At 45.9% G+C, this 290-nt stretch carries 1 pseudogene; it reads left to right on the top strand.

Annotated elements, in window-relative coordinates:
* A pseudogene (locus CWC14_RS18975) lies at positions 1-290 on the top strand (TonB-dependent receptor); the annotation flags it as partial.

The following is a 290-nucleotide window of genomic DNA, read 5'->3' as shown; positions in this document are numbered from 1 at the left end:
ATAGTATTTTAGGGTCAGTAAGTGAAAACCAAGCGGATAATCGCCCTGATTCTGAATCCGAGTCATTGGATATTGGCGTGCGCTTTACTGCCTTAGAGGAAGACTTACTCGGTTCATTAGTGCTATTTGACACCCGACGCACTAATTTACGCTACGCCAATGAGGCGTTTAACGACAATCCCAATGACCCCGAGTTCAACATCAGTGTGCCACAATATTTTTATGACGATGAGGACTCCACCAAAGGGGTGGAGATTGATCTGAATATGGCGCTCAGCGAGGTAATGTCG

The organism is Pseudoalteromonas sp. S3260, from assembly GCF_005886925.1.
Lineage (GTDB): Bacteria > Pseudomonadota > Gammaproteobacteria > Enterobacterales > Alteromonadaceae > Pseudoalteromonas > Pseudoalteromonas tetraodonis.
The sequence above is the reverse complement of the archived record's forward strand: the minus strand, read 5'-3'. Positions and strand labels throughout refer to the sequence as shown.